This window comes from Streptomyces purpurogeneiscleroticus (assembly GCF_020024005.1).
GTDB classification, from domain to species: Bacteria; Actinomycetota; Actinomycetes; order Streptomycetales; family Streptomycetaceae; genus Streptomyces; species Streptomyces purpurogeneiscleroticus.
In genome coordinates, this window is sequence record NZ_NHSG01000341.1 from 1 (window position 1) to 20687 (window position 20687).

At 72.6% G+C, this 20687-nt stretch carries 21 protein-coding genes; 11 read left to right on the plus strand and 10 right to left on the minus strand.

What is annotated here, in order from left to right; translation table 11 throughout:
• A partial coding sequence (locus CCS38_RS22710) for a hypothetical protein (protein WP_223735159.1) occupies positions 1-471 on the plus strand: 471 nt, incomplete at its 5' end.
• 22 nt (positions 472-493) lie between these two features.
• On the opposite strand, the gene CCS38_RS22715 is transcribed toward CCS38_RS22710, so the two are convergent.
• The gene (locus CCS38_RS22715) at positions 494-1414 is read right to left on the minus strand and encodes a dihydrodipicolinate synthase family protein (protein ID WP_223735160.1); all 921 of its coding nucleotides are present in this window, start codon (positions 1412-1414) and stop codon (positions 494-496) included.
• 166 nt (positions 1415-1580) lie between these two features.
• Between CCS38_RS22715 and CCS38_RS22720 the strand changes: the two genes are divergently transcribed.
• The 3 genes from CCS38_RS22720 (at position 1581) to CCS38_RS22730 (ending at position 5379) form a co-directional block, all read left to right on the plus strand.
• Entirely contained in the window at positions 1581-3122 is a 1542-nt protein-coding gene (locus CCS38_RS22720; RefSeq protein WP_223735161.1) for a UxaA family hydrolase, read from the plus strand.
• A gap of 155 nt (positions 3123-3277) precedes the next feature.
• Entirely contained in the window at positions 3278-4774 is a 1497-nt protein-coding gene (locus CCS38_RS22725; RefSeq protein ID WP_223735162.1) for an amino acid permease, read from the plus strand.
• Positions 4775-4878: 104 nt separating this feature from the next.
• A complete protein-coding gene (locus tag CCS38_RS22730; protein ID WP_223735192.1) occupies positions 4879-5379 on the plus strand; it encodes a DinB family protein in 501 nt (166 codons plus the stop codon).
• Between the two features lie 7 nt (positions 5380-5386).
• On the opposite strand, the gene CCS38_RS22735 is transcribed toward CCS38_RS22730, so the two are convergent.
• From CCS38_RS22735 to CCS38_RS22750, 4 genes are all read right to left on the minus strand, one after another.
• A complete protein-coding gene (locus tag CCS38_RS22735; RefSeq protein WP_223735163.1) occupies positions 5387-6445 on the minus strand; it encodes an LLM class flavin-dependent oxidoreductase in 1059 nt (352 codons plus the stop codon).
• On the minus strand, positions 6445-6984 hold the full coding sequence (locus CCS38_RS22740; protein ID WP_223735164.1) for an SRPBCC family protein: 540 nt from the start codon (positions 6982-6984) through the stop codon (positions 6445-6447). The genes CCS38_RS22735 and CCS38_RS22740 overlap by 1 nt, the downstream gene beginning before the upstream one ends.
• A gap of 107 nt (positions 6985-7091) precedes the next feature.
• On the minus strand, positions 7092-7589 hold the full coding sequence (locus tag CCS38_RS22745; RefSeq protein ID WP_223735165.1) for a winged helix-turn-helix transcriptional regulator: 498 nt from the start codon (positions 7587-7589) through the stop codon (positions 7092-7094).
• Positions 7590-7640: 51 nt separating this feature from the next.
• A complete protein-coding gene (locus CCS38_RS22750; RefSeq protein WP_223735166.1) occupies positions 7641-9191 on the minus strand; it encodes a long-chain-fatty-acid--CoA ligase in 1551 nt (516 codons plus the stop codon).
• Between the two features lie 184 nt (positions 9192-9375).
• On the opposite strand from CCS38_RS22750, the gene CCS38_RS22755 reads away from it, so the two are divergent.
• Both CCS38_RS22755 and CCS38_RS22760 read left to right on the plus strand, forming a co-directional pair.
• Positions 9376-10038, plus strand: coding sequence for a TetR/AcrR family transcriptional regulator (locus tag CCS38_RS22755; protein ID WP_223735167.1), 663 nt, complete (start codon positions 9376-9378; stop codon positions 10036-10038).
• Between the two features lie 15 nt (positions 10039-10053).
• A complete protein-coding gene (locus CCS38_RS22760) occupies positions 10054-10788 on the plus strand; it encodes a Mut7-C RNAse domain-containing protein (RefSeq protein ID WP_223735168.1) in 735 nt (244 codons plus the stop codon).
• 51 nt (positions 10789-10839) lie between these two features.
• On the opposite strand, the gene xylB is transcribed toward CCS38_RS22760, so the two are convergent.
• Positions 10840-12318: a xylulokinase gene (gene xylB, locus CCS38_RS22765; protein ID WP_223735169.1), complete on the minus strand. Its 1479-nt coding sequence runs from the start codon at positions 12316-12318 to the stop codon at positions 10840-10842.
• A 116-nt stretch (positions 12319-12434) separates the two neighbouring features.
• On the opposite strand from xylB, the gene xylA reads away from it, so the two are divergent.
• Positions 12435-13598 carry a xylose isomerase gene (gene xylA / locus CCS38_RS22770; RefSeq protein WP_223735170.1) on the plus strand — a complete coding sequence of 388 codons (1164 nt, stop codon included), beginning with the start codon at positions 12435-12437 and terminating at the stop codon, positions 13596-13598.
• A 9-nt stretch (positions 13599-13607) separates the two neighbouring features.
• On the opposite strand, the gene CCS38_RS22775 is transcribed toward xylA, so the two are convergent.
• On the minus strand, positions 13608-14849 hold the full coding sequence (locus CCS38_RS22775; RefSeq protein ID WP_223735171.1) for an ROK family transcriptional regulator: 1242 nt from the start codon (positions 14847-14849) through the stop codon (positions 13608-13610).
• An 81-nt stretch (positions 14850-14930) separates the two neighbouring features.
• Between CCS38_RS22775 and CCS38_RS22780 the strand changes: the two genes are divergently transcribed.
• The 4 genes from CCS38_RS22780 (at position 14931) to CCS38_RS22795 (ending at position 18487) form a co-directional block, all read left to right on the plus strand.
• Positions 14931-15434: a metallophosphoesterase family protein gene (locus CCS38_RS22780; RefSeq protein WP_223735193.1), complete on the plus strand. Its 504-nt coding sequence runs from the start codon at positions 14931-14933 to the stop codon at positions 15432-15434.
• A gap of 63 nt (positions 15435-15497) precedes the next feature.
• Complete coding sequence (locus CCS38_RS22785) at positions 15498-16217, plus strand: 2OG-Fe dioxygenase family protein (protein WP_223735172.1); 720 nt, start codon at positions 15498-15500, stop codon at positions 16215-16217.
• Positions 16218-16289: 72 nt separating this feature from the next.
• Positions 16290-16484, plus strand: coding sequence for a DUF2795 domain-containing protein (locus CCS38_RS22790; RefSeq protein ID WP_223735173.1), 195 nt, complete (start codon positions 16290-16292; stop codon positions 16482-16484).
• Positions 16485-16720: 236 nt separating this feature from the next.
• Complete coding sequence (locus CCS38_RS22795; RefSeq protein ID WP_223735174.1) at positions 16721-18487, plus strand: pectate lyase-like domain-containing protein; 1767 nt, start codon at positions 16721-16723, stop codon at positions 18485-18487.
• A 31-nt stretch (positions 18488-18518) separates the two neighbouring features.
• Here CCS38_RS22795 and CCS38_RS22800 read toward each other — a convergent pair whose 3' ends face one another.
• From CCS38_RS22800 to CCS38_RS22810, 3 genes are all read right to left on the minus strand, one after another.
• A complete protein-coding gene (locus CCS38_RS22800; protein WP_030251401.1) occupies positions 18519-18746 on the minus strand; it encodes a DUF6480 family protein in 228 nt (75 codons plus the stop codon).
• Between the two features lie 80 nt (positions 18747-18826).
• Positions 18827-19054: a DUF5133 domain-containing protein gene (locus CCS38_RS22805; protein WP_223735175.1), complete on the minus strand. Its 228-nt coding sequence runs from the start codon at positions 19052-19054 to the stop codon at positions 18827-18829.
• A 153-nt stretch (positions 19055-19207) separates the two neighbouring features.
• Positions 19208-20686: an FGGY-family carbohydrate kinase gene (locus tag CCS38_RS22810; RefSeq protein ID WP_223735176.1), complete on the minus strand. Its 1479-nt coding sequence runs from the start codon at positions 20684-20686 to the stop codon at positions 19208-19210.
• Position 20687: the final 1 nt, after the last annotated feature.

Below are 20687 nucleotides of genomic sequence, written 5' to 3' on the forward strand. Positions count from 1 at the left end.
CCCGCGTCCCGGCCCCGCCCCCGGCGCACGCGCCGGTTCGCCGTCCTGGCGGCCGCCGCCGCGCTGGCCGTCCTCGCGGTCCTGGTACCGGTGGCCGTGCACGACCGGGACAGCGGCCCGGCGGACGTCGTCACGGTGGCCCGCGAAGGGCTGATGATCCCGCACCCGTGGGGCACCGAGGTACCGGTGTCCCTGTCCGGGCTCACGCCCGGCCGGACGTACCGGATGATGACGGCCGATGCCGACGGGAACCGGGTGCCCGCCGGCAGCCTCACCGCGCCGGGTCCCGGCGCCCGTACCCGCATGATGACCGCGATGGCCCGGGACGCCATCAAGTCGCTGCTGGTGGAGGACCAGGACGGCCGGCTGGTCGCCGACCTCCCGGTACGGCCGCTGCGGTCCCCCGGTCCCAAGCCGGACGGGACCGCGCCCGACGACGGGACCGCGCCCGACGGGACCGCGTCCGGCTGAGTACGGGCTCCCGCGCGGACGCTCACCGCGCCCAGCGCAGCACCAACGGGTCCTGCCGGCGGGCCAGTTCGAGCAGCCCGTCGCGGGTCGCGGGCGGTACCGGGCCGAACGGGGCACGCGTGCGGTCCGAGGCGATGATGCCGCCCTCGGCCAGCAGGATCTTCTGCGCGCGCAGCCCGCACTGCCGGTTCTCGTAGTGGATCAGCGGCAGCAGCTCCTCCCAGTCCGCGACCGCGCCGGCCCGGTCCCCCGCGCGGTACTGCCGCACGATCCGGCCGAGCCGGTCGGGCACGGTCGAGCTGGACATCGTGCCGACCGCGCCGGCGTCCAGGTCCGGAATGAGCGTGACGGCCTCCTCGCCGTCGAACGGGCCCTCCAGCCGGTCGCCGACCGCGGCGATGAGCGTACGCAGCTTGTCGGCGGCGCCCGGCGTCTCGATCTTGGCGTACCGCAGCTGCGGCACCTCCTTGATCAGGTGGACGAGGACGCCGACGGGCAGCGGCGTGGTGGACATGGGGGCGTCCTGGACCATCAGCGGGAGGTCGGTGGCGGCGGCCACGGTGGTGAAGTAATCGGTCAGTGCCGCCTCGGGGACCGCCATCGTGGCGCCGAAGAACGGCGGCATCAGCATGATCATGTCGGCGCCCATCGCCTGCGCCTCGCGGCTGCGGCGGGCGGCGACGCGGGCGCTGTAGTGGCTGGTCGTCACGACCGTCGGGACGCGCCCCGCGGCGCGTTCGAGGACGGTACGGCACACCTGGTCGCGTTCCTCGTCCGTCAGCGAGAACTGCTCGGAGTAGTTGGCGAGGACGCACAACGCGTCGGCGCCGCCGTCGATGAGGTAGTCGACGACCCGGGCCAGCCCGGCGAGGTCCAGCTCCTCCTCGTCGTCGAAGACCGTCGGGACGACGGGGATCACACCGCTCAGGGGCGTCGTCAGCATGGGAGCCTCTCTGATCGCGTTCGAAATACCGAACGTTGTCCGACCTGCTGAGCGGGAGCGTAAAGCCGCCTTCTGAGCGGCGTCAATGAGCGGGTGGCCGGGCATACGTGAGAGCGCGTCAGAACAGTCGACCCTCCGGCCGCTCCCACCACGTATCGAGGTGCTCATGGTCCCGCCCGCAGCCGCCCGTGCCCTCCGCCTCCAGCCCCAGGACGACGTCGCGGTCGCGGCGGCCGACATCCCGGCGGGCACCGCCGTCGACGCGGGCGGCGAGACCGTACTGCTGCGGGACGGCGTGGCGCGCGGGCACAAGATCGCGCTGCGGGCCGTCCGCCGGGGCGCGCCCGTGCTGCGGTACGGCCAGATCATCGGCTTCGCGGCGGCGGACATCGCGCCCGGTGACCATGTCCACCTGCACAACCTGGAGTACCGGGAGTTCGAGCGCGCCTATGAGTTCTCCGTGGACGCCCGGCCGGTGAAGCTGCTCCCCGATTCCGAGCGCGCCACCTTCCAGGGGTACGTGCGCGCCGACGGCTCGGTCGGCACCCGGAACTATCTGGCCGTCCTCACCAGCGTCAACTGCTCGGCCACCGCCGCGAAACAAATCGCCGCGCGGCTGCGGTACTCCGGCGTCCTGGACGACTACGACCACATCGACGGCGTCGTGGCACTCACCCACGGCCAGGGCTGCGGGCTCGCCGCGGACGGCGAGGGCATCGAGGTACTGCGGCGCGTCATGCGCGGCTACCTGACGCATCCGAACTTCGCCGGCTTCCTGCTCCTCGGGCTGGGCTGCGAGGACAACCAGATCGCGGCGCTGACCGACGGGCTGCCGCTCCGCGCGGACCTGTCGGTCTCCGCGAGCACGATCCAGGAGCTCGGCGGTACGAAGAAGACCGTGGCGGCCGGCGTCGAGCGGCTGACCGCCATGCTGCCGGCCGCCGACCGGGCCCGCCGGACGACCGTGCCGGCGAGCGAGCTGACCCTGGGCACGAACTGCGGCGGCTCCGACTCGTATTCCGGCATCACCGCCAACCCCGCGCTCGGCAACGCGGTCGACCGGCTGGTCCGGCACGGCGGTACCGGCGTCGTCGGCGAGACCCCGGAGATCTACGGCACGGAGCATCTGCTCGTGCGCCGCGCCGCCACCAAGGAGGCCGGCGAGAAGCTGCTGGAGCGGATCGCGTGGTGGCGCGAGTACACCGCGAAGAACGGCGGGTCGATGGACAACAACCCCTCCCCCGGCAACAAGGCGGGCGGCCTCACCACCATCCTGGAGAAATCGCTCGGTGCGGTCGCCAAGGGCGGCACGACGGCCCTCGCCGATGTCGTCGACTACGCGGCGCCGGTCACGTCCAAGGGCTTTGTCTTCATGGACACCCCCGGCTACGACCCGGTCTCGGTGACCGGCATCGTCGCGGGCGGCGCGAACATGGTGTGCTTCACCACCGGACGCGGCTCGGCCTTCGGCTGCGCCCCCGTACCGAGCCTGAAACTCGCCACGAATACCCCGCTGTACGCGCACATGGCCGACGACATGGACATCAACACCGGCGGCATCATCGACGGCACCACCACCGTCGAGGAAACGGGGCAGGCAATTTTCGAACGCGTCCTCGCGGTCGCCTCGGGCGAGCCCACGAAGAGCGAATCGATGGAATACGGCGAGGAGGAATTCGTGCCGTGGCATATCGGCACGGTGATGTGAGTGCGGTGACCGGGGAAATACCGGCACGGACGAGATGTATCACGATGTGAGACACCGGAGCGTCGCGTTGCGGGGAGCTGCGCGGCTGTCCGACACTCCCTGGTCGGGAACACCACCCTTTGTTCCCGATCACCCTGAGAGTTCGGATAAAAACCGTGAGTCTGCTACGAAAGAAGCCCCTGGAACGCGCGCTGAAGGAGGCTCGTGGAGAAGGCGAACAACGCCTTCGCCGTGACCTTTCCGCGCTGGATCTCACGATCCTCGGGGTAGGTGTCATTCTCGGCACCGGAATCTTCGTACTGACCGGCACGGTGGCGCGGAACATGGCCGGCCCCGCCGTGGCGCTCTCCTTCGTCGTCGCCGCCGCGGTCTGCGCCTGCGCCGCCCTGTGTTACGCGGAATTCGCGTCCTCGGTGCCGGTCGCCGGGTCCGCGTACTCCTACTCCTACACCTCGCTCGGCGAGCTGCCCGCCTGGATCATCGGCTGGGCGCTGAGCCTGGAACTGACGCTGGCCACCTCGGTGGTCGCGGTCGGCTGGTCCGGCTATCTGAACTCGATGCTCAACGGGATCGGCGTGCATCTGCCGGCCGCGCTGAGCGGCGGTGACGGCTCGGTGATGAACCTGCCCGCCGCGCTGCTCATCCTCGTACTGACCGGCGTACTGATCGCGGGCGGCAAGCTGTCCAAGGGCGTCACGAACGTGCTCGTCGCGGTCAAGCTCGCCATCGTGCTGCTGGTGATCATCGCGGGCGCGTTCCTCATCGACACCGCGAACTACCAGCCCTTCGTGCCCGACGCCGAGCCCACCGGCAAGGTCGCCGGGCTCCAGGCCCCGCTGCTCCAGGTGCTCACCGGCATCACCCCGACCGCGTTCGGCGTGGCCGGCATCCTGAGCGCCGCCGCCATGGTCTTCTTCGCGTACATCGGCTTCGACATGGTCGCGACGACCGCCGAGGAGACCCGCAAGCCGCAGCGCGACCTGCCGATCGGCATCATCGCCTCGCTGATCATCGTCACCGTGCTGTACGTCGCGGTGTGCCTGGTGGTCACCGGCATGCAGCACTACTCGGAGCTGTCGGTGCAGGCGCCGCTCGCGGACGCCTTCACGGCCAAGGGGTACCCGGTCTTCGCCACGGTCATCAGCGTGGGCGCGGTGGTCGGCCTGACCGCCGTGAGCCTGATCTGCTTCCGCTCGCAGAGCCGGGTCGTCTTCGCGATGGCCCGCGACGGGCTGCTGCCGAAGGCGCTGTGCAAGGTCGACCCGAAGCACGGCACGCCGAAGATCAACCTGTGGGTGCTGGGCGTCATCATGGCGGGCCTGGCCGCGTTCCTGAAGTTCGACCTGCTCGCCGAGATGGTCAACATCGGCACGCTGTTCGCGTTCGCCGCGGTCTCCGCGAGCGTGCTGATCCTCCGGCGCACGGCCCCCGACCTGCCCCGCGCGTTCCGTACGCCCTGGGTGCCCGTCATCCCGCTGGTCTCGCTGCTCTGCTGCCTCTACCTGATGCTCAACCTCCAGGTCTTCACCTGGATCGGCTTCCTGGTCTGGCTCGCGGCCGGCCTCGCGCTGTACTTCGGTTACGGCCGGCGGCACAGCGTCCTGGGCAAGCGAGCCGAGGAAACCCCGGCGGTGAAGACCGAAGCGGGCTAACCTCGCCCCCCGGGCCGCCGGACGATCGCGGCCCGGGGAGGAGACCGCCAGTGACCAGCGAACAGTCGGCGACCGCCGAGCAGCCGGCAACCACCGAACCGATCATGGCCGACCGGGAGATGCCGCCGCTGCGGGGCGGGGAGCGGGAGACGCTCCGCGGCTTCCTCGACTTCCACCGCGCCACGTTCGCGAGGAAGTGCGCGGACCTGACCGACGAGGAGCTGCACCGCCGCTCCATGCCGCCGTCCACGCTGACCCTGCTCGGCCTGGTGCGGCACATGGCGGAGGTGGAGCGCACCTGGTTCCGCCGGATCATCAACGCCGAGGACGTGCCCTTCCTCTGGTCGCCCGAGCGGGACGTCCAGGCCGCGTTCGACGCGAGCGGCGCCACCCCGTCCGAGGCGTTCGCGGCCTGGGAGGCGGAGACCGGGCACGCCCGGCGCATCGAAGCGGCGGCGCCCTCGCTCGAGGTGACCGGCCACTCCCCGCTCTGGGGCGAGGTCTCGCTCCGCTTCGTCATGCTGCACGTCATCCACGAGTACGCCCGTCACAACGGCCACGCCGACTTCCTGCGCGAGGGCATCGACGGGTCGGTGGGCTTCTGACCGGGGGTCACCCGGCCTCGTCCGTCACCTCCCGTACGAGGTCCAGGGCGCGGCCGAGGGTGGCCAGCCGGGCGTCGAGGGTGTCGCCCGCGGGGTACAGCCGTACGGTGTCGACGCCCGCGGCCTGCCAGACCCGCAGCCGGGCGCGGACCATGTCCACCGTCCCGATGAGCGTCGTGGCGAGCACCATCTCGTCGGTGACCAGCCCGGCCGCGCCCTCCCGGTCGCCGGCCTGCCAGCGCTCCCGCACCTCGGCGGCGGCCTCGGCCCAGCCCTGGCGGCTGTAGGCGCGATGGTAGAAGTTCGTGCTCGCCGAGCCCATGCCGCCGAGGCTGAAGGCCAGCTCCTTCTTCCGCCCGGCCACCATCGTGCGCAGCGCGTCCTCGTCCTCGGCGAACGCCACCTCGGCGCCCTGGCAGATGTCGAACCCGGCGCGGGTGCGGCCCGCAGCGGCCAGCCCCGCGTCCAGATGGTCGAAGTACGCCTCCTTGGCCCCCTCGGGCACGAAGGACGTGCCCAGCCAGCCGTCCGCGATCTCGCCGGTCAGCCGGAGCATCTTCGGCGAGAGGGTGGCCAGGTATACGGGGATGTCGTGCTCGGCGCGCATCGAGAGCCGCATCGGCTTGCCCTCGCCGCCCGGCAGCGGGATCGTGAACTCCCGCCCGGAGTAAGCGATCTTCTCGCCCGACGTGGCCTGCCGCACGATCTCGACGGTCTCCCGCATGCGGGAGAGCGGCCGGGCGAACGGCACGCCGTGCAGCCCCTCGATCACCTGCGGCCCGGACGGGCCGAGCCCGAGCAGGAAGCGGCCCTCGGAAATCCGCGCCAGAGTGATCGCCGCACGGGCGATGGCCATCGGCGTCCGCGTGCCGAGCTGGATGATGCCCGAGCCGAGCAGCATGCGCTCGGTGCGCGCGGCGAGGTACCCCAGCGGGGACGGCGCCTCCGCGCCCCACGCCTCGGCCACCCAGCAGATGTCCAGGCCCAGCTTCTCGGCCTCGGTGACGTAATCCACCAGCTCCGGCCAGGGGCCGCCGGACGCCTCGATCGTCGTCGCGGTACGCATCAGGCGCCCGCCTTGCGGGGGTCGGGGTGTCCGGCCCGCTCGGCCCGTTCCTTGAGCGCGCCGAGCGTGGTGGTGATGTTCCGCTCGAACTCCCGCAGCCGTACGTGGACGATCTTCTGCTCCTTCTCCGGCATCCGCTCGATGGCGTACGAGAGCCCGGACCGGCCGGGGCCCAGCCGGACCCACTGCCGCAGCCGGGTGCCGCCGTCCTCGGGGGCGAGGGTGAACCGCCAGGTGGCGGAGGGGTGTTGGGGGTCCGCCACGGCCCAGGCGAAGGCGCGCGGCGGGTCGCATTCCACAACGTACGAGGTGGTCCGCCACTCTCCCAGTGCCTCATGGGCGCTGTGGCCCACGAAGCGGGCGCCGAGAGCCGGCCCCGACGCGCCGTCCACCCACTGTGCCGACCGCAGTTCGGCGCTCAGCTCCGGCATCAGCTCGACGTCGGACACCAGCTCCCACACACGTTCCGGCGGCGCGGCGATCAAGATGTCCACCTCGACCGTCGGCCCGTCCGCGTACCGCGCGCCCGTCCACTCCATGGCTGGCAAGCCTCCTCAGCTCTCCCCTTTGTCAGGGCTCTGACCTTCAAAGTTGCGTAGATAGACTCACCTGTCAAGAGGCAGCGCCGCCGATGCGGCGTGGTGGCTCAGTGCCCGAACCGCTCCCGTACGTCCGGCCGTTCGGCCAGCTTCGGCGGATAGCCGGGTCCCAGCCGGGCGTGGGTGTTCTCCGCCGTCATCGGCTCGCCGCAGTCGGCACAGACCACCTCGGCGTGACTCTCGTGCCCGCACACGTCGTGCCGGAAGACGATCGGCGGCCCCTGCTCACCGGCCAGCCAGCGGTCGCCCCACCGGTTCATGGCCAGCAGCACGGTGTAGAAGTCGCGCCCCTTCTCGGTGAGGACGTAGTCGTACCGCACGGGCTCGGTCTGGTACGGCCGCTTCTCCAGCAGACCCTCGTCCACCAGCCGGCGCAGCCGGTCCGTCAGGGTGTTGCGGGCGATCCCCAGCGACTCCTGGAACGCGTCGAACCGCCGGATCCCGTAGAACGCCTCGCGCAGCACGAGCGGCGTCCACCAGTCGCCCAGCAGGTCCATCGTGCGCGCGATCGAGCAGGGCCAGTGGGCAAAGGATGTCCGCCTCATGCGGCCAGGATACGGACGGTCCCGTAGACGGACCCAGCAGGCCGGCGCCGCTCAGACCGGCCGGTCCGTGAACCGCTTGCGCAGTTCGCGCTTGAGGACCTTGTGGCTGGGGCCGAGCGGGTAGGCGTCGACGAACTCGACGCGGCGCGGGTACTTGTACTTGGCCAGCCGCTCCTTGGACCAGTCGATGATCTCCTCGGCGGTGGGCGCCGCGTCCGTGTGCTTGTCGCGGATGAGCACGGCGCAGACCTCCTCGCCGTGGGTCGGGTGCGGCAGGCCGATGACCGCGGCCTCGGCGATGCCGGGGTGGTGCAGCAGCGCCTCCTCGACCTCGCGGGGGTAGACGTTGAAGCCGCCCCGGATGATCAGGTCCTTCTTGCGGTCGACGATGCGGAGGAACCCCTCGGCGTCCTTCGTACCGAGGTCGCCGGTGCGGAACCAGCCCTCCACCAGGGCCGCTTCGGTCTCCTCGGGGCGGCCGAGGTAGCCCGCGAAGACGTTGTGGCCGCGCACCACGACCTCGCCCAGCTCACCGGCGGGCAGCAGGTCGATGCGGTCGGCGGGCTCGGGCGCGGCGATCTCCACGTCCACGCCCCAGATCGCGTGGCCGACCGTGCCCGCGCGGGTGCCGAAGACCGGCTGGTTGACGGCCGCGGTCGGCGAGGTCTCGGAGAGCCCGTACCCCTCGTACACCTCGGTGGCGAAGACCTCGGTGAACTTCTCCAGCACCGGTACCGGGAGCGAGGCGCCGCCCGAGACGCACCGCCGCAGCGTGGGCAGTTCGGCGGCCGTGCCCGCGGCCTCCAGGAGCCGTACATACATCGTCGGGACGCCCTGGAAGGTGGTGACGCCCTCACGCACCATCAGGTCCAGCGCGGCAGCGGCGTCGAAGCGCGGCTGCAGGACGAGCGTCGCGCCGCGCCGCCAGGAGGAGTTCATGCTCGCCGTCTGCCCGAAGGTGTGGTACAGCGGCAGCGCGCCCAGGGTGATGTCGTCCGGCCGCACCTCGTGGGAGTCGAAGGCGTTGGTGGTGGCGTTCATGACCAGGCTGAGGTGGGTGAGCACGGCGCCCTTGGGGACGCCCGTGGTGCCGCTGGTGTAGAAGACCACGGCCGGGTCCTCGGCCTCGCGGGTGACGTACGTGGGCAGCGGCTCGACGGTCTCGGCGAGGTCCTCCAGGCGGCCGTCCGCGCCCGGCACCCGGACCTCGGGGCCGATGGTGACCATCCGGGCGTCCGTGGCGGCCGCGGCCTCGCCGCCGGTGGCCGCCTGGTCCGCGTGGCAGAGCAGCAGCTTCGCGCCGCTGTCCCGCAGCACGTGTGCCACCTCGCCCGCGGAGAGCAGCAGATGTACGGGGACCACGACGGCGCCCGCGGCGAGGATCGCGTAGTAGGCGCGCGGGAATTCGGCGGTGTTCGGCGCCATCAGGGCGACCTTGTCGCCGGGCCGTACGCCGAGCGCGCCCAGCGCCGCCGCCTGGGTCCTGGCCTGGTGCCACAGCTCCGCGAAGGTGATCCGCCGCTCGCCCTCGACGAGCGCGAGGTGGTCGGGGCGGCGCCGGGCGGCCTCGGCGAGGACGGTGGCCAGGGACAGGGTGGTCATGTGCGGATGCTCCTGTTCGCCGTGTACGACGCTGTGTACGACGCGCCCGCTACCCGAAAACTAGCGGTGCAAGTTTTTCGCACCTTACTCCGCTGTCATGCCGCTGAAAAGAGGTGCTCCGCGACCGTCCGGGCACCCGGCCGTGTAAGGTCCACGTCCCGCCGACCTGCCGAGGAGATGCGCCGTGGCCCGCCCGCGCCAACCACTGCTCAGCCGCGACCGCATCATGGAAGCGGCCCTGCGGCTCGTCGACGACGAGGGGCTCCAGGCCCTGTCCACCCGGCGGCTCGCGGCCGTCCTCGGCGTCACGGGCCCCTCGCTCTACAACCACTTCCGGACCATGGACGAGCTGGTCGACGCGCTCGTGGACCAGGTCGTCGGCCAGGTCGACCTGTCGATGTTCGGCCGCCTGGACTGGCGTACGGCGCTGCGCGACTGGGCCCGCTCCTACCGCGCGGCCCTCGCCGGCCACCCGAACCTCGTCCCGGCCCTGATGCGCCCCTCCGCCCACCGCCCGAACTCCCTGCGGCTGGCCGACGCGGTCTTCGGCGGCCTGGTCGCGGCCGGCTGGCCGCGCGCGCACGCCACGCACATCGGCGCCTCGATGCGGTACTTCATCACCGGCTCGGCCCTCGGCTCGTTCGCCGCCGGCTTCCCCACCGACGCGGAGCTCTACGCCGGTACGTACCCCCACCTCGACCAGGCCCATCTGCTGGCCCAGCACCAGCGGTCGGTCGACGAGGGCGCCTTCGAGACCGGCCTGCAGGCGCTGCTGGAGGGCCTGGAAGCCCAGTACGCGCGCGTCGTCGGCACGGCGGAAAACCCCCGGTCCGACGCCGCTCCGTAATGGCATGCTGTGGGGGTGAACGGTCCGGAGATCACCATCAGTTTCGCCCCCGAGCTGCGGGTTCTCGCCGCTGCCGGCCGGCGCGGCGGCCCCACCGCCTTCCGCACCGACGGGGCGTCCACGCTCGGCCACATCGTCGAATCGCTCGGCGTGCCGCTCACCGAGGTGGGCGCACTGCTGGTCGACGGCCGCGCGCAGCCGGTCTCGCACGTGCCCCGGAAGCCGGAGAGCGTCGAGGTGCGGCCGGTCGAGCGGCCGCAGCGGGTGCCGGGCGCGCCGCTGCGCTTCCTGCTCGACGTCCACCTCGGCACGCTCGCGCGGCGGCTGCGGCTGCTGGGCGTGGACGCGGCGTACGAGAGCGAGGACATCGGCGACCCGGAGCTGGCCTCCCGCTCCGCCGCGCAGCGCCGCGTGCTGCTCTCCCGGGACCGCGGACTGCTGCGCCGCCGTGAGCTGTGGGCCGGCGGCTTCGTCTACAGCGACCGGCCGGAGGAACAACTCCGGGACGTACTGGGCCGGTTCGCGCCCCGGCTGGCCCCGTGGACGCGCTGCACGGCATGCAACGGTGAGCTGAAGGACGCGGACAAGGAGTCGGTGCGTGAGCAGTTGGAGCACGGCACGCGGCGCACGTACGACGTGTTCGCGCAGTGCACCGCCTGCGGCCGGGTGTACTGGCGCGGGGCACACCACGCCCAGCTGCAGACGATCGTCGACGAGGCGGTACGGGAGTTCGGGGACGCGGTGGCCTGACGGGCCGGCGACGCCTTCAGGCCCGCCGGCCCGTGGCCGTGCCCGTCCGCCTCAGCTCAGCAGCGACGGCGTCGCCCGGTCCAGTACGGCTTCGATGCGGTCCCACGCCGCCCGGTCGCGCGGCAGGGCCGGCAGCGGTTCGCCCTCTCCCGTGCCCCAGCCGGCCGCGAGGCCCACGGGGTCGGCGCCGGTCGCCGCGCCCGCGGCCAGCGCGGCGGCGCCGAGCGCGACCAGTTCGGTGTGGTGCGGCACGATCACCGGGCGGCCGGAGAGCCGCCGTACGGTGTCCCGCCAGACCCGGCCCTGCGCGCCGCCGCCGGTCAGCCGCAGCGGACGGCTCCGTACCTCGGGTGCCGCGGGGTCCAGTCCGCAGGCGCGCAGCAGTTCGTCCAGGGCGCGCAGCACGGTGAAGGCGGCGCCTTCGTAGGCCGCGCCGAGGAGCCGGCGCGGGGTGGTGTCGTGCCGGATGCCGGTGAGCAGTCCGGAGGCGTGCGGCAGGTCGGGGGTGCGTTCGCCGTCGAGGTACGGGAGGAGGACCGCCGCGCCGCCCGGCTCGGCGTCCTCGCGGTCCAGCCCGAGCAGCGCGGCGACCTTGTCGACGGCGAGCGTGCAGTTCAGGGTGCAGCCGAGCGGGAGGTAGGTGCCGTCGGCCGCCGCGAACCCGGCGATACCGGGGGCGGCGGGCCGGGTGCGGCTGGCGGCGAAGACGGTGCCGGAGGTGCCGAGACTGACCACGGGGTGGTCGAGCAGGCCCGCGCCGCCGAGGCCGAGGCCGACCGCGGCGGCCATGTTGTCGCCGGTGCCCGCGGCGACGGCAATGCCGGCGGGCAGCCCGAGCGCGTCGGCGGCCGCCGGGGTCAGCGTCCCGACGCGGGTGGCGCCGGTCGGCGCGACCTCGGGCAGCAGCTTCGCGTCCATGCCGACGAGATCGAGGAGTTCCGGGTCGTAGGCGCCGGTCGCGGTGGCGTACCAGAGCGTGCCCGAGGCGTCGCCGGGGTCGGTCGCGGCCGTACCGGCGAGGCGCTCGGTGAGGAAGTCGTGCGGCAGCCGGACGGCGGCAGCGGCCTCGGCGGTGGCCGGTTCGTGCTCCCGCAGCCACTGCCACTTGGTGGCGGTCATGGAGGCGACCGGCTCCGACCCGGTACGGGCCAGCCAGGCGTCCGGGCCGCCGAGCGCGGCGGTCAGGGCCGCGGCCTGCGGCGCCGAGCGGGTGTCGTTCCACAGCAGCGCGGACCGCAGCGGCCGCCCTGCCGTGTCCAGGACGACGAGCCCGTGCTGCTGGCCCGCGACGGCAATGCCGGCCACGGCGGACGGCTCGGCGCCGGACTCCTTCAGCCCGGCGGCGACGGCCGCGCCGAGCGCGCTCCACCACGCCTCCGGGTCGCTCTCCCGGGCCCCGTCGCTCCCGGTCACGATGTGCGGGGCGCGCCCCTGCCCTTGTATGCGGCCGGTCTCGACGTCGACGACGACGGCCTTGGTGGCCTGGGTCGAGCTGTCCACCCCGATGACCAAGCGCTGCTGTCCGCGCACGCTTCCTCCCTCACACGATTTCCGGTCGGTCCGCCGTGGGGGCTTCCCCGCGACTGCGCCGCATACTAATTTGTTTTCTGCCTTTACTAATAGGTGCGACGCAAGAGAGGTGCCCCATGAGCTACACCCCCACCCCCGAGGACCGGTTCACCTTCGGCCTGTGGACCGTCGGCTGGACCGGCATCGACCCGTTCGGTGTGGCCACCCGGCCCGCGCTGGACCCGGTGGAGTCCGTCGAGCGGCTGGCGGAGCTCGGCGCGTACGGCATCACGTTCCACGACGACGACCTGATCCCCTTCGGGTCCACGGACGGCGAGCGCGACGCGATCATCAAGCGGTTCCGCGCCGCGCTGGACGCCACCGGCATGAAGGTCCCGATGGCGACCACCAACCTGTTCACCCAGCCGGTCTTCAAGGACGGCGGCTTCACCGCCAACGACCGCGACGTGCGCCGCTACGCGCTGCGCAAGACCATGCGCAACATCGACCTCGCGGCCGAGCTGGGCGCCGAGACGTACGTGGCGTGGGGCGGCCGGGAGGGCGCGGAGTCCGGCGGCGCCAAGGACGTCCGGCACGCGCTTGACCGCATGAAGGAAGCCTTCGACCTGCTCGCCGAGTACGTCACCGAGCAGGGTTACGGGCTGCGCTTCGCCATCGAGCCGAAGCCGAACGAGCCGCGCGGCGACATCCTGCTGCCCACCGTCGGCCACGCGCTGGCCTTCATCGAGCGGCTGGAGAAGCCGGAGCTGTTCGGCGTGAACCCGGAGGTCGGCCACGAGCAGATGGCCGGGCTGAACTTCCCGCACGGCATCGCGCAGGCCCTGTGGGCGGGCAAGCTCTTCCACCTCGACCTCAACGGCCAGAACGGCATCAAGTACGACCAGGACCTGCGCTTCGGCGCGGGCGACCTGCGGCAGGCGTTCTGGCTGGTGGACCTGCTGGAGACCGCCGGGTACGCCGGCCCGCGCCACTTCGACTTCAAGCCCGTGCGCACCGACGGCTACGACGGCGTGTGGGAGTCCGCGAAGAACTGCATGCGCAACTACCTGATCCTGCGCGAGCGGGCCGCCGCCTTCCGCGCCGACCCCGAGGTCCAGCAGGCGCTGCGCGACTCCCGCCTGGACGAGCTCGCGCAGCCCACCGCCGCCGACGGCCTCGCCGCGCTGCGGGCGGACCGCACCGCGTACGAGGAGTTCGACGTGAGCGCCGCCGCCGGCCGCTCGATGGCCTTCGAGCGCCTCGACCAGCTCGCGATGGAGCACCTGCTCGCGGTGCGCTGACGAGGCTCCTCAGCCCGGCCGGTCCTCCGTGTACGCCAGCGGGTCCGCCAGGACCTCCCGTACGACCTGGGCGGCGGCGCCCCGCGCGGCGTCGCCCGAGGAGGACGAGGCGCGCAGCCGCCCGCCGTCCGCGCTCCACAGGCCCGACACCACCCGCCGGGCCAGCTCCGCGTGGGCGGCGGGCGCCAGCCACGGCATCAGCAGCCGGTAACTGCCACCCAGCACCACGGCGTCCGGGTCGAAGAGGTTCACCGCGCCGGAGAGCACCAGCCCCAGCTGCCGCCCGGCCTGCTCGATCGCCGCCAGCGCGCGCGGCTCACCCTGCCGGGCCCGCCGCTCCAGTTCCGTCACGGCGGGCGCCCCGCCCTGCCCCGGCTCCAGCCCGGCGTTGCGCAGCAGGGCTGCCTGGCCCGCGTACTGCTCCAGGCAGCCGCGCGCCCCGCAGCGGCACTCGGGCCCGTCCGGGTCCACCACCACATGCCCGATCTCGCCCGCGAAGCCGTGCGCCCCGCGCAGCAGTTCGCCGTCCAGTACGAGCGCGCCGCCGACACCGGTCTCGCCCGTCAGGTACAGGAAGCTGCGCACCCGGTCCAGGCCGCCGAACCACAGCTCGGCGAGGGCCGCGCTGTTCGCCTCGTTGTCCGAGCCGACCGGCAGCGGGTGCCCGGCGGGCCGCAGCCGGGACAGCGCCCGGCCGAACATCTCCTCCACCGCCACGCCGTGCCAGCCGAGGTTCGGGGCCTGGCGGACGGTGCCGCCGGAGAGCAGGCCCGGCACCGCGAGCCGGACCCCCGCCGGGCGCAGCTCCTGCTCGGTGGCCGACTCCAGCGTGCGTGCGGCGATCCGGGCCGCCCGGTCCAGTACCTCCTCGGGGGAGGCGCCGCGGTTGTCGAGGTGGGTGGTCAGCCGGACCCGGTCGGTGCCCGCGAGGTCGACGACGCACACCGAGACGTAGTCGATGTTGATCTCCACGCCGAGTCCGGCCGGGCCCGTGCCCGAGACCTTCAGCACGGTGCCGGGACGGCCCGCCTGGCCGCTGAACGTCTTGCCCGACTCGACCAGGAACCCGCCCGCCAGCAACTGCTCGACCAGCGAGGACACCGCCGCCCTGGTCAGCCCCACCCGCGCGGCCACCGCGGCGCGGGTCACCTCGCCCTCGTCGTGCACCACCCGCAGCACCAGGCTGAGGTTGTGCCGCCGCACGGTCGACCTGTCCGCCTTGGCCACCGGCGGCACCTGAGTGTTCTTCATCGCCCGGTGAGCCTATGCGACCGTGCCCCGGAGGGGACCAGGTGTACCGTGACGAGCCCGTCCGCCCAGGGAGGCCGCCCGGTGCGTCTGCTGCTGACCGCCGACACCCATCTGCCCAAGCGCGCCAAGGTCCTGCCGGATCCGCTCCTCGCGGAGATCGAGCGCGCCGACGCCGTGCTGCACGCGGGCGACTGGGTGGACGCGGCCACGCTGGATCTGCTGGAGGCGCGGGCCCGCCGGGTGATCGGCGTGTACGGGAACAACGACGGGCCGGAGCTGCGGGCCCGGCTGCCGGAGGTGGCGCGCGCCGAGCTGGGCGGACTGCGCTTCGGCGTCGTGCACGAGACCGGCGCGGCGCAGGGCCGCGAGCGCCGGTGCGCCGAGCGCTACCCCGACCTCGACGTGCTGGTCTTCGGGCACAGCCACATCCCCTGGGACAGGGTCGCACCGGGCGGCCTGCGGCTGCTCAACCCCGGCTCCCCGACGGACCGCCGCCGCCAGCCGTACTGCACGTACATGACGGCGACGGCGGCGGACGGGCAGCTGAGCGAGGTACGGCTGCACCGGCTGCCTCCGCGCCGCTGAACGTCGGCTCCCTGCACGGGGCATCGACGTGCAGCCGCCGGAAGAGCCGCCCATCATGGCGGCATGGACCGTATGGACCACATCGAGGCCGCCCGTACCGCACTGACCGCCACCGGCGCCCACCTCATGCCCCCCGCCGCCGTACAGGCCGCGCTGCCGGGCGGGGCCGACGGCTGGGCGCGGTTCGCCGCGCACTGGGAAGACCTGTCACCGGACCCCTACGCGGCGTCCCGCGGCACCCGCAGGCTGCGCCGGTACGGCCATTTCACCATCGATCGGAAATCCGGTGAACGGACGCTGCAGCCCCATACGCCTTTCCTGCAGCCGGACCGCACCAATCATCTCTACGAAGCGCAGGACCGCCATTTCGACCCGCTGACCGACGCTTTTCTCGCCGACCCCGTCCTGCATGCGCTGCTGGAATTGCTGGGAAAGGCGGCGGACGCGCTGGCGAGGCCGGAGCGGTGGCGGGTCAAAGTGCATCCGTTCCGGGTGAGCGCCGCCGCCGACAGTGCGGGGCAGCCCACTCCCGAGGGCCGCCACCGGGACGGTGTGACGCTGGTGACCTCGCTGCTCATCGGCCGGGAGAACGCCACCGGCGGGCAGAGCACCGTGTACGCGACGGACGGCCGCGAGGTGCTGTCGGCGACGCTGCGGGAACCGGCGGCCCTGCTGCTCTCCGACGACCGCAGCACCTTGCACGAGGTCTCCCCCATTCGGCCGGTGGACGCCGGCCGGCCCGCCCGCCGCGATGTCCTCGTAGCCACGTATACAGCGGCCTGAATTCCTGCTCCATCGGGGCGAACAATGGCGTCTGCACGCCGCGGGAAGCAGGCCCCGGGGTACCCCCAGCGTATGGAGAAGAACGTGGACCCCATCGAAATGCAGAAGTGCCTCGGCGGCGTCAACTACCCGGCCTCCAAGGACGACATCGTCCGGCAGGCCGAGCAGCACGGCGCGAGCAAGGACATCATGGGCGCGCTGCAGAAGCTGCCCGAGTCCGACTACGACTCGCCCGCCGCGGTGAACCGGGAGGTGGGCAAGGAGTAGCAGCGCACCGCTCGCGCAGACGGAGCCGGCCGCCCCACAGCGGCCGGCTCCGTCGCGTGATCAGCCACGAACGGCACCGCCGCCAACCTACGAATACACAGCCGGCAAACTCCCCCGGTTGCACGCGAGTTGGTCCGTACCTCTTGACGGTATGTCCCTACGCACTGAACATTCGTCGGGCAAGAGAGCGCTCCCAGGAAACCCCACCGTTCAGTTCCTGAAGCAGGAGAGTCGCCATGCCCGCACGCCGCTCCGTCCTGGCCGCCATGGCCGCCGCGCTCCCCGCGGCCGGCCTCCCGGCCCTCACCACCACCGCCTCCGCCGCCCCGGCCACGCCCGCGGCACCCGCCGCCGACCTCCCCGGCGGCGGCGACCTCGGCCCGAACGTCCTCGTCTTCGACCCGTCCACGCCCGACATCCAGGGCAAGCTGGACGAGATCTTCCGGCAGCAGGAGCGCGCGCAGTTCGGCGCCGGCCGGTACGCGCTGCTCTTCAAGCCGGGCACGTACCACGGCCTCAATGCGCAGCTCGGCTTCTACACCTCCATCGCCGGCCTCGGCCTCTCCCCCGACGACACGTCCATCAACGGCGATGTGACCGTGGACGCGGGCTGGTTCGACGGCAACGCGACGCAGAACTTCTGGCGCTCGGCCGAGAACCTCGCCCTCACCCCCGTCAACGGCACCAACCGCTGGGCGGTCGCCCAGGCCGCGCCGTTCCGCCGGATGCACATACGCGGCGGGCTGAACCTCGCGCCCGACGGCTACGGCTGGGCCAGCGGCGGCTACATCGCCGACAGCCGCATCGACGGGACCGTAGGGCCGTACTCGCAACAGCAGTGGTACACCCGCGACAGCTCGGTGGGCGGCTGGACCAACGCGGTCTGGAACATGGTCTTCTCCGGCGTCGAGGGCGCCCCGGCGCAGAGCTTCCCCGACCCACCGTACACCACCCTGGACACCACCCCGGTCTCCCGCGAGAAGCCCTTCCTCTACCTGGACGGCGACGCGTACCGGGTCTTCCTCCCCGAGAAGCGCACGAACGCGCGCGGCACCACCTGGGGCAGCGGCACCCCGCGCGGCACGTCCCTGCCGCTGAGCCAGTTCTACGTGGTCAAGCCCGGGACCGGCGCGGCCACCATGAACCAGGCGCTGGACCAGGGCCTGAACCTGCTGCTCACGCCCGGGATCCACCACGTCGACCGGACCGTCGAGGTCAAGCGCGCCAACACGGTCGTCCTGGGCCTGGGCTACGCCACGCTCATCCCGGACAACGGCGTGACGGCCCTGAAGGTCGCCGACGTGGACGGCGTGCGGCTGGCCGGCTTCCTCATCGACGCCGGGCCGGCCAACTCCGCTACCCTGCTGGAGGTCGGCCCCGAGGGCGCATCGGCGGACCACGCCGCCAACCCGACCACCGTCCAGGACGTCTTCATCCGGATCGGCGGCGCGGGCGCCGGCAGGGCCACCACCAGCATGGTGATCAACAGCAACCACACGATCGTCGACCACACCTGGGTCTGGCGCGCCGACCACGGCGACGGCGTCGGCTGGGAGACCAACCGCGCCGACTACGGCGTCCGCGTCAACGGCGCCGACGTCCTCGCCACCGGCCTCTTCGTAGAACATTTCAACAAGTACGACGTGGAGTGGCGCGGCGAGCGCGGCCGCACGATCTTCTTCCAGAACGAGAAGGCGTACGACGCGCCGAACCAGGCCGCGATCCAGAACGGCAGCACCAAGGGCTTCGCCGCGTACAAGGTCGCCGACTCGGTCACCACGCACGAGGGCTGGGGCATGGGCAGCTACTGCTACTACAACGTGGACCCGACGATCCGCCAGGACCACGGCTTCGCGGCGCCGCGCACGCCCGGCGTGAAGTTCCACGACCTGCTCGTCGTCTCACTGAGCGGCCACGGCCAGTTCGAGCACGTCATCAACGACACGGGGGCCGCCACGTCGGGCAGCGACACCGTGCCGTCAACGGTGCTCTCCTACCCCTGAGCGAGCGGCCGCCCGGGCCGCATCGGGCACCTCACACCAGAAACGCGAAGGCGAAGAAGAAGACGACGCAGAGCAGGACCACGATGCCGATGGCGATCAGCGGACCCTTGCCCCAGCCCTTCGGCGGGTTGTAGGTCTCCTGCGGGCCGGCCCAGGGCGTGCTGCCCTCGGCGGGCGGTGTCTCGCCCGGCGGCACGCCGCCGCCGGGCTCCAGGCCCGGGGTACGCCGCGGGTCCGGGTCCGGATTCTGCTCGGTCATACGCCTCTCCTGTCCACGGCGCGGGGCACGCAACATCTACCACGGCCGTACCGCACCCGCGGGGCACCGCCCCGCCGGGGTCACGCGGTGAGCAGGGAGTCGTCCTCCATACGGGCGCCGGGCAGCCGGTGCCGGGCGGCGACCAGCGCGCTGTCCACATCGGCCGTGCCGGTGGAGATGCACAGCAGGTACGCGAGGTCGTCCATCCGCTGGCGCACCTCGTCGCTGCCGCGTTCCGCACTCAGCAGCTCCAGCGCCTCGTACTGGTCGATGAGATTGCGCAGCATCACGGAGTGGGCCATCAGCATGGCGGGCTCCTTCCCTCTGCGGAATCAGCCGTCCGCAGGCGTAGCGTTCACCACCCCCCGACTACCCGTCACCCGTGTCCCCATGCCCACGATTTCCCGTACGGCAACGGGCTGGTCAGCGGGCTGATCAGGGGGTCGCGTCAGCGCTTCCGGTCAGCGGTTCTGGTGCGCCGCGAGGGCGTGCACGACGTCCGCCGAGGCCGGGTAGAGGTCGCGGTACAGGCCGTACAGCTCCTCGTAGCGGGCGGCGGTCCCGGGCTGCGGTACGACGGTTTCCTGTACCGGGTTCCAGGCGTCGACCGAGGCGTCGCCGAGCAGCCGGGCGGCGAGCAGCGCGCCGCCGTAACTGGCGCCGATGGAGGTGGTGCGCACCTCCTGCGGCCTGCCCGTGACGTCGGAGACGACCTGGGTCCACAACCGCCCCTGGGTGCCGCCGCCGACCGCGACGACCCGCCGGATGTCGCCGCCGACGGCCTCGATGGCCTCGATGTTGTGCCGGACGCCGTACGCGGTGGCCTCCAGAGCGGCGCGGTAGAGGTCGCCGCGGGTGTGGGAGAGGGTGAGGCCGGCGATGACGCCGCGGGCCTGCGGGTCCATGACGGGGGTGCGTTCGCCCGCGAAGTACGGCAGCATCAGCAGCCCGTTGGCGCCGGGGCCGGACGCCTCCGCCTCCCGCAGCAGGTCGGCGTAGTCCGGTGCGCCGGTCAACTCGCGCAGCCAGGCCGTCACGGCGCCGGAGGTGGCCATGCCACCGGCGAGGTTGCGGGTGCCCGGCAGCGCACCGACCGTGCTCCACAGCGCGGGCGCGGTCAGCAGCCCGGGCACGGTGTGGATAAGGAACATCGTCGTGCCGTACATGAGCATCAGGTCGCCGACGGTGTGCGCGCCGACGCTCAATGCCTCGGCCCAGGCGTCGACCGTGCCGGTGATGACGGGGACGCCTGCGGGCAGTCCGGTCAGCCGGGCGGCCTCGGCGGTGACCGTACCGGCGGCCTCGCCGGACCAGCGCAGCGGCGGCAGTTCGAGGTCCGGGCAGATCAGTCCGGCCCACGGGGCGTACCAGGAGCGGGCGACGGTGTCGTACAGCGGGGTGGTCTGGCTCGCGGAGTGGTGGTCCAGGACATAGCTGCCGGTGAGCTTGCGGACCAGCCAGGAGCTGGGCATGTAGAGGCGGCGGGCGCGGGCGAAGAGCTCGGGCTCCTCGTCCGCGACCCAGGCGATCTTCGCGCCGGCCGCCTGGCTGCTGAGGCCCGAGCCGCAGCGGGCCCTGATCTCGTCGGCGCCGAGGCGGTGTTCGAGCCGGTCGATCTGCTCGGTGGCGCGGGTGTCGACGCCGTACAGGATCGCGGGGCGCAGCGGTACGTCGTCGGCGTCGGTGAGCAGGACGCACGGGCCCATGCCGCTGACGCCGACGGCGCGCACGTCCGCCTCGCCGTCCGCGGTCAGTTCGCGGACGAGCGAGACGAACTCCGTCCACCAGACGTCGGCGGCCATCTCGACGTGTCCGGGGGCCGGCCGGGCGACGGTGTGTGCGCGGACCGCCGAGCGCAGCAGTGTGCCGTCCAGTGCGACCAGGACGCCCTTGCTGCTGGAGGTGCCGATGTCGACACCGATGACTGCGGGGAGTGCCATG